A 1,654-nucleotide genomic window follows, 5' to 3' on the forward strand; every position below is an offset into this window, starting at 1 on the left:
ATCCAGCACAGTCACCTTGAAACGCACCGTCGCCTGCTTGCCACTTTGTGATGTCGCGACCAGTGTCACGTTAGTAACACCATAGGCATTTGGCTGCGGCGATACCACCACATAGCGTTGGTTGCCAGCCATGGCATCTTCGATGCGAATACCATTAGTGGCGACTACTGCAAGGTTATCAGAGCTGACGCGGAAACTGATGGTACGCAGATCGTCTGCCGGGCCGGCCATATCCAGCACCAACTCACCCTTGGTGTTCTCATCCAACCGCAGCTCTGATGCACTGATGGTGATCTTGATGTCGGTAGGTGTTGTCGCACCTGGGTAGAACTTGTTGACTGACGTGGCATCGCCGTCGCTCAGCGCACGGCGTTGACCCAGGTTCGACAGCGGAATGCTGCTGTCTTTCGGGGTAATGGTCGGACGGCCGTTACTGCTGAACGCATACGCGTCGTAATGCATGATCGAGCGGAAATCGTATGGGCCGACTGGGTCTGCATCGCTATCACGTACTTTATTGAAGTTGTACAGTACGTTAGATGGAATGTTCTCGGAGTGGATGTTGACATAGTTGTCGCGATCCGGCCGCATTTGCTCGTGGTTCCAACCCAGTGCGTGCAACATTTCATGCGCTGCAATACCGGCATATTCACAACCGGAGCCCAACGAAATCTGCTGACGACCACCCACCATGCCAACCCAAGACGAGCAACCACCACCTGGGTAGAACTCAACATAGTTGCGCTCGTTGGTACGCTCCTTGAACTGGATGGCGGTACGATCAGTGATCAGTTTCATACCCGCACGTACTGCATCACGGCCACGCTGCGAGAAATTCGATGCAAAGGTGTAATACACGGTGTTGTTCGGCCAGCGGGTCGATCCCTTGGCGTGGTTATCGCTTGGCGGTTGCCCTTTGCGCTTTTCCACGACCGGTTGCTGCCAATTGCCGATGAACTGACGCAACGTCCGCGTATGCTGGATCTCGTCATGACGACCAATGATCATGTCACCTACCATTGCATAGCCATCCACGATGGTGTATTGCACTACTTCGCCGGTATGCAACGTAACCGAAGCCGCCCTGCCCTTTACATCACGACTGGTATTGACGCCGTTTTCATCCGAGACACCCGCGTGTGCCGCCCCCGCCAACGCCAGGGTGATCAAACCGGCCAGATATGTTTTCTTGAAGCCTTGCATACGTGTTCTTCCTATTCGTTTCATGTCTGCCCTATTGGGCAATGACGAGACGACTTGCATCTGCAGCCGTCGCCAAGAAAGGCTGAAATCAGCGCACTACGCCAATGACCGATACATTCTTGATGTCGGTGTAGGCATGCATCAGCACGTTGTACTTGCCGGCTTTAGGATTGGTGATCAATACATATTCTGCATTGGTCTCACCAGTCGATTTGCCATCTGCATTACTATTGCGGCCCTTGGTCGGCACACTGCCATGCTTCACATACACATCGGTATCACCCGTGCCATTCCCGGTACGAATCGCCAGGAAACGCGCCCCAGCCGGTACATCAATGGTGTAGAGCTTCTCGGTATCAGCTGATGCTTGAATACCCGTTACGGCCATACCATTCTTCAGCACATCACCACCCGGAGTTGGTGTAGGGGTGGGTGTAGGTGTAGGTGTAGG

2 protein-coding genes are annotated in these 1,654 nt (G+C 53.9%); both read right to left on the reverse strand.

Going from position 1 to position 1,654, the window contains the following annotated elements; all coding sequences use genetic code 11:
- On the reverse strand, positions 1–1,203 hold a 1,203-nt coding region (locus FFS57_RS24845; protein ID WP_171014211.1), incomplete at its 3' end, for a M12 family metallopeptidase.
- 88 nt (positions 1,204–1,291) lie between these two features.
- The coding region (locus FFS57_RS24850; protein ID WP_171014212.1) for a PPC domain-containing protein at positions 1,292–1,654 on the reverse strand (363 nt) is incomplete at its 5' end.

Origin of the sequence: Chitinivorax sp. B, from assembly GCF_005503445.1 — a bacterium.
In the GTDB taxonomy this organism is placed as follows: domain Bacteria; phylum Pseudomonadota; class Gammaproteobacteria; order Burkholderiales; family SCOH01; genus Chitinivorax.